The following is a 6,628-nucleotide window of genomic DNA, read 5'->3' as shown; positions in this document are numbered from 1 at the left end:
AAATCAAGTAAAGACCCCATGCCAAAAGCGTGGGGTTTTTGCTTTTCTGCTATTCAGTAAAAATCATCAATAAACAGCTAGTTGGTTATAGTGGATGTCCTTATCATCCTGATCTCGACCATTTTTAGCATAATCTATTAAAATCCGGTAAATAGTTATTGAAGCCCTCTGTTAATACAGCGGATTTTTGTATTTTTACAGCATATAAAATGAACATAAATTTTTTACGACACAGTGAATTTTGATATTTCCTCAATGAATTATTTTCAGGTTGTTGCAGAACTCTCGACTTTATCGCAAAAAACCGCTATCTTCAGGCATCTAGAAGTCTAAACGTATAAATGGATATATTGAGGATATAGGCATGCCAATTCGGGTTCCTGATGAATTACCAGCGGTGAGTTTCTTGCGCAATGAGAATGTCTTTGTCATGACTTCATCACGTGCAAAAACTCAGGAAATTCGTCCCCTGAAGGTGTTGGTTTTGAATCTAATGCCTAAAAAAATCGAAACGGAAAATCAATTCCTGCGTTTACTTTCTAACTCGCCGTTACAGATTGATATTCAATTACTGCGGATTGATAGCCGTGAATCAAAAAATACCCCTGCTGAGCATCTCAACAACTTTTATTGCGACTTTGAAGACATCCAAGAGCAGAATTTTGATGGCTTGATTGTGACAGGTGCTCCTTTGGGCTTGGTTGATTTCTGTGATGTTGCATATTGGCCACAGATTGAGCGTATTATCGCCTGGGCTAAAGATCACGTTACCTCGACCCTATTTGTGTGTTGGGCAGTGCAGGCGGCATTAAATATCTTGTATGGCATCCCTAAGATGACGCGCGAGACTAAGCTCTCCGGTATTTATCAGCATCAAACAGAGAAACCATTGGCGCTCCTGACTCGCGGTTTCGACGAGACATTTCTGGCCCCCCACTCCCGCTATGCAGATTTTCCTATTGAGGTGCTCGAGCAATATGCTGACTTAGATATTCTGGTCTCATCTGAAGAGGCCGGAGCCTATCTGTTTGCCAGTAAAGACAAGCGAGTTGCCTTTGTGACTGGGCATCCTGAATATGATGTGGATACTCTGGCTGGAGAATATCAGCGAGATCTGGCCGCTGGCCTTAATCCGCAAATTCCACTCAATTATTTTCCTAATGACGATGCTGCTTTACCGCCAAAAGCATCCTGGCGCAGCCATGGGCACCTGCTGTTCGCCAACTGGCTGAACTACTATGTTTACCAAATCACGCCATTTGATTTGAGCCATATGAATCCTACTCTCGACTGATTTCCTCCCCTTCAAATGTTAATAAAGGCGGCTGAATCGAGGCCGCCTCTCAATTTCCTCTTCAAATAACGGCCATTTCATCCTGACCAAACTGGTCTGATCTCTTTGTGAAACAATAAGTTACCTCAATAAAAATGAACTAATGGAAGCCAATTCCTATCTATTAAGTCAATCAAGTTATGTTAACAATATGATAAATAAAGATTAAAAAAATATTTTAATTAAAAATGGAAATCGTTTTTGATTTTCGCAATTAATTGATTATTCTTAGTCCTGTCGGGGTAAAAATTGACCATAAAATCTAGCCTTAAATTTCCGGTTGGAACGCAATACCCGATACGAATCCAAGAGTGACGCTATGTCAGCGTTGAGGTAAAGGTCGTGAGATTGGGAAGGGGAAAGGCAATGACACAACAGTTAGTCGGCACGGAGTTAGTTTTTACCCAGCATTTTAATGCTGCAGAGCGACAGGTTTTACCAGATGAAGCCATCGAATTTTTGGCTGAATTAGTGGTGAAATTTGCGAAATCACGTAGCGAACTCCTTGCCGCACGGGCATCTTGGCAGCAGGCCATTGATCACGGCGCTTTACCTGATTTTATTTCGGAAACCAATTCCATTCGTGATGGTGATTGGAATATCAAAGGCATTCCTGCTGACTTAAGAGATCGCCGAGTCGAGATTACTGGGCCGGTTGAGCGCAAAATGGTGATTAATGCCCTCAATGCTAACGTAAAAGTCTTTATGGCTGATTTTGAAGATTCACTCGCACCAAGCTGGGATAAAGTGATTGATGGCCAGATTAATTTGTATGATGCGATAAAAGGCACAATTTCATATACCAATGAATCCGGTAAAATTTATCAGCTAAAGCCCAATCCAGCAGTCTTAATTGCTCGGGTTCGCGGTCTGCATTTGCCAGAAAAACATGTGAAGTGGCAGGGTGAAGCTATCCCCGGCGGCTTGTTCGATTTTGCGTTGTATTTCTACCATAACTATAAGCAATTACTTGCCAATGGCAGTGGCCCTTATTTCTATTTGCCAAAGATGCAGTCTTATCAGGAAGCCGCTTGGTGGAGTGATGTATTCAGCTTCACGGAGCAGCGTTTTAATCTGCCGCAAGGCACGATTAAGGCCACCGTGTTAATTGAAACATTGCCTGCGGTATTCCAAATGGATGAAATCCTTTATCACCTGCGCCACCACATTGTTGGACTGAATTGCGGCCGCTGGGATTATATCTTCAGCTATATCAAAACACTCAAAAACCACGGCGACCGGGTGTTGCCAGACCGCCAATCGGTCACTATGACTAAGCCATTCCTGAGTGCTTATTCTCGCTTACTGATCAAAACCTGCCATAAACGTGGGGCTTTGGCGATGGGAGGAATGGCGGCATTTATCCCTAATAAAGACCCGGCTCAAAATGCATTGGTATTGGATAAAGTCCGTGCTGACAAAGAGTTAGAAGCCAGCAATGGCCACGATGGCACATGGGTTGCTCACCCCGGGCTTGCCGATACTGTGATGGAGGTTTTTAACCGTGTATTGGGCGACCGCCCTAATCAGTTAGCAGTGACTCGCGCGCAAGATAAACCCATCACTGCCGCCGAGTTATTAGAGCCGTGCACGGGGGAGCGCACCGAGGAAGGGATGCGCGCCAATATTCGTGTGGCGGTGCAATACATCGAAGCTTGGATATCGGGCAATGGTTGTGTGCCGATTTATGGCTTGATGGAAGATGCCGCGACGGCTGAGATTTCCCGGACTTCTATTTGGCAATGGATACATCACCAGAAAAGCTTGAGTAATGGCCAGACGGTGACGAAAGAATTGTTCCGCAGCATGTTGAGTGAAGAAATGCAGGTAGTGAAGCTTGAACTTGGCACCGAGCGTTTTGAGGGAGGGCGGTTTGAAGAAGCTGCGCGCCTGATGGAACGCATTACAACACAAGACGAGCTTATCGACTTCCTGACGTTGCCAGGCTACGCGCTGCTGGCATAACCCTACAAATTAATAATAAGGTAGAACACCATGACAACCTCTCGTACTCAACAAATTCAGCAATTGGAACAAGAATGGCAATCACCGCGCTGGAAGGGAATTACCCGCCCCTATAGTGCCGAAGAAGTGATCAAATTGCGTGGCTCGGTGAACCCGGAATGCACATTGGCGCAGCACGGCGCACAAAAGTTATGGGAATTACTGCATGGCAAAGCCCGCAAAGGTTATATCAATTGTCTGGGGGCATTAACGGGTGGCCAGGCATTACAACAGGCGAAGGCCGGTGTTGAGGCCATTTACCTGTCGGGCTGGCAGGTAGCAGCTGATGCCAATACCGCCTCCAGCATGTATCCGGATCAGTCTTTGTACCCGGTGGACTCCGTTCCCGCAGTGGTCAAACGTATTAATAACAGTTTCCGCCGTGCGGATCAGATTCAGTGGTCGAATAATATTGAGCCAGGTAGCAAAGGCTATACCGACTATTTTCTGCCAATTGTAGCGGATGCTGAAGCTGGTTTTGGTGGCGTGTTGAATGCATTTGAATTGATGAAAGCCATGATTGAAGCCGGTGCCGCAGGGGTGCATTTTGAAGACCAACTGGCCGCGGTGAAGAAATGTGGTCATATGGGCGGGAAAGTGTTGGTTCCGACTCAAGAAGCAATTCAGAAGTTGGTTGCCGCCCGCTTAGCGGCAGATGTGCTGGGCGTGCCCACCTTACTGATTGCGCGCACCGATGCGGATGCCGCAGATTTACTGACATCAGATTGTGATCCTTATGACAGCGAATTTATTACCGGCGAGCGCACTCCGGAAGGGTTTTTCCGCACCCATGCCGGCATTGAACAGGCCATCAGCCGTGGCCTGGCTTATGCTCCTTATGCTGATTTGGTGTGGTGCGAAACCTCGACGCCAGATTTAGCCTTAGCCAAACGTTTTGCCGACGCGGTTCATGCTAAATTCCCAGGAAAATTATTGGCTTATAACTGTTCGCCATCATTTAACTGGAAAAAGAATCTGACCGACCAGCAAATTGCCAGCTTCCAGGATGATCTGGCTGCTATGGGCTACAAATACCAGTTTATTACCCTCGCGGGTATTCACAGCATGTGGTTCAACATGTTCGATTTGGCCCATGCTTATGCGCAGGGCGAGGGCATGAAACATTATGTTGAGAAAGTCCAGCAGCCAGAATTTGCCTCTGTTGAGCGCGGATATACTTTTGCTTCTCATCAGCAAGAAGTGGGTACTGGTTACTTTGATAAAGTCACCAATATCATTCAGGGGGGCGAATCCTCAGTGACGGCCTTGACTGGCTCGACGGAAGAGCAGCAGTTTTAACCTGCTGATTCAGTAAACGTGAGTGTTATCAGGAGCCTGCTTATGCAGGCTCTGTTCCGTAGGGCTGGGGGTGCATATGGTGGCAAAGCTGGAACAATTAATCGCCCAAACAATTTTGCAGGGATTTGATGCTCAATATGGTCGCTTTTTGGAGGTCACTGCCGGTGCCCAACATCGTTTTGAACAGGCAGACTGGCAAGCGGTACAGCAGGCGATGAAAAAGCGAATTCATCTCTACGACCATCATGTGGGATTGGTTGTGGAGCAACTAAAGCACATTACCGACCAGCGCTGTTTTGATGCCGAATTTCTGGCGCGGGTAAAAGAGATTTACACCGGCTTGTTACCGGATTATCCGCGCTTTGAAATTGCCGAAAGTTTTTTTAATTCAGTGTATTGCCGCCTATTCAAACATCGCGATTTAACAGCCGATAAATTATTTGTTTTTAGTTCACAGCCACAGCGGCGTTTCCGTGAGATCCCACGGCCTTTGGCGCGTGATTTTGCACCAAAGGGGGATTTGAGTCGCATGTTGCAGGCGGTACTCAGTGATTTACCTCTGCGCTTACCTTGGGAGAATCTCCCTCGCGACATTGATTATATTGTCTCTGCTTTGCTGCAAATATTTACGCAGGCCCAGCTTTCTGAGGCGCGTTTTCAAATAGCTAATGAGCTGTTTTACCGCAATAAAGCCGCTTGGTTGGTGGGGAAGTTGCGGCTGGCGGACGGCGTATATCCATTCCTGCTGCCTATCCATCACAATGAAGCGGGCGCACTATTTATTGATACCTGCCTCACCAGCAAGGCTGAGGCCAGCATCGTATTTGGTTTTGCTCGCTCCTACTTTATGGTGTATGCGCCTTTGCCAGCGGCGCTGGTGGAATGGCTGCGGGAAATATTACCCAGTAAATCGACTGCTGAATTGTATATGGCGATTGGCTGCCAAAAGCACGGCAAAACAGAAAGTTATCGTGAATACCTGACTTTTGTTCATCAATCCAGCGAGCAGTTTATTATCGCGCCGGGGGTCAAAGGCATGGTGATGCTGGTCTTTACCCTGGCGTCATTTGACCGCGTGTTTAAGGTGATTAAAGACCAGTTTGCACCGCAAAAAGAAGTGAGTCAGGCGCGGGTTTTAGAATGCTATCAATTAGTTAAGGAACACGATCGGGTAGGCCGCATGGCGGATACCCAAGAGTATGAGAATTTTGTAATTGATAAGCATCGCATCAGCCCTGAACTGCTGGCCGAGTTGCAGCGGGAAGTGCCGGAAAAACTGGAAGAGGTCGGTGAGAAAATCATCATTAAACACCTGTATATGGAGCGGCGGATGACGCCATTGAATCTCTATATGGAGCAGGCCAATGATCAGCAATTAAAAGATGCTATCGAGGAATATGGCAATGCCATCAAACAGCTGGCTGCGGCAAATATTTTCCCCGGTGATATGTTATTTAAGAACTTTGGCGTCACCCGGCATGGCCGTGTGGTGTTCTACGATTATGATGAAATTTGTTATATGACAGAGGTGAATTTCCGCGATATTCCTCCTGCACGTTATCCGGAAGATGAGCTGGCAAGTGAGCCCTGGTATAGCGTGTCGCCCAATGATGTTTTTCCTGAGGAGTTTCGTCATTTTCTCTGCACAGATCCGCAAATTAGGCGCTGTTTTGAAGAAATGCACAGTGACTTATTCCATGCCAGTTATTGGCGCAGTTTGCAGCAACGTATCCGGGATGGGCATGTGGAGGATGTTTTTGCCTATCGGCGTAAGCAGCGTTTTTCCCAGCGGGTGATCAGTTAGCGGCGACTGCGCGTTTGGATTCTGGTGTTGTGCTGTGCTCGCAACACCTTGTTTTGGTATGATTAATTGTTACTGCACGGATTTGGTAGTGCTCGAAATCCTCCGGCGTCCGCGCCAAGCGGCGCGGTTCAAGCCGACAGGCGTCTTTATGAAGTCTGTGTTCTCTGCCCGACATTAACCTTGTTATT

At 46.8% G+C, this 6,628-nt stretch carries 4 protein-coding genes; all 4 read left to right on the top strand.

Features of this window, described 5'->3' with window-relative positions; genetic code table 11:
• The first annotated feature begins 364 nt into the window (after positions 1–364).
• The 4 genes from metA to aceK all read left to right on the top strand — a co-directional run bounded on the left by metA (position 365) and on the right by aceK (position 6,440).
• Positions 365–1,294: a homoserine O-acetyltransferase MetA gene (gene metA / locus YROHD0001_RS04270; RefSeq protein WP_004715851.1), complete on the top strand. Its 930-nt coding sequence runs from the start codon at positions 365–367 to the stop codon at positions 1,292–1,294.
• 405 nt (positions 1,295–1,699) lie between these two features.
• Positions 1,700–3,298: a malate synthase A gene (gene aceB / locus YROHD0001_RS04275; protein ID WP_004715850.1), complete on the top strand. Its 1,599-nt coding sequence runs from the start codon at positions 1,700–1,702 to the stop codon at positions 3,296–3,298.
• Positions 3,299–3,328: 30 nt separating this feature from the next.
• A complete protein-coding gene (aceA, locus tag YROHD0001_RS04280) occupies positions 3,329–4,636 on the top strand; it encodes an isocitrate lyase (protein ID WP_004715849.1) in 1,308 nt (435 codons plus the stop codon).
• A gap of 76 nt (positions 4,637–4,712) precedes the next feature.
• Complete coding sequence (aceK, locus tag YROHD0001_RS04285; protein ID WP_004715848.1) at positions 4,713–6,440, top strand: bifunctional isocitrate dehydrogenase kinase/phosphatase; 1,728 nt, start codon at positions 4,713–4,715, stop codon at positions 6,438–6,440.
• The last annotated feature ends 188 nt before the right edge of the window (positions 6,441–6,628 follow it).

The organism is Yersinia rohdei ATCC 43380, assembly GCF_000173775.1.
GTDB lineage: Bacteria > Pseudomonadota > Gammaproteobacteria > Enterobacterales > Enterobacteriaceae > Yersinia > Yersinia rohdei.
This window is presented reverse-complemented; position numbering and strand designations above follow the sequence as displayed.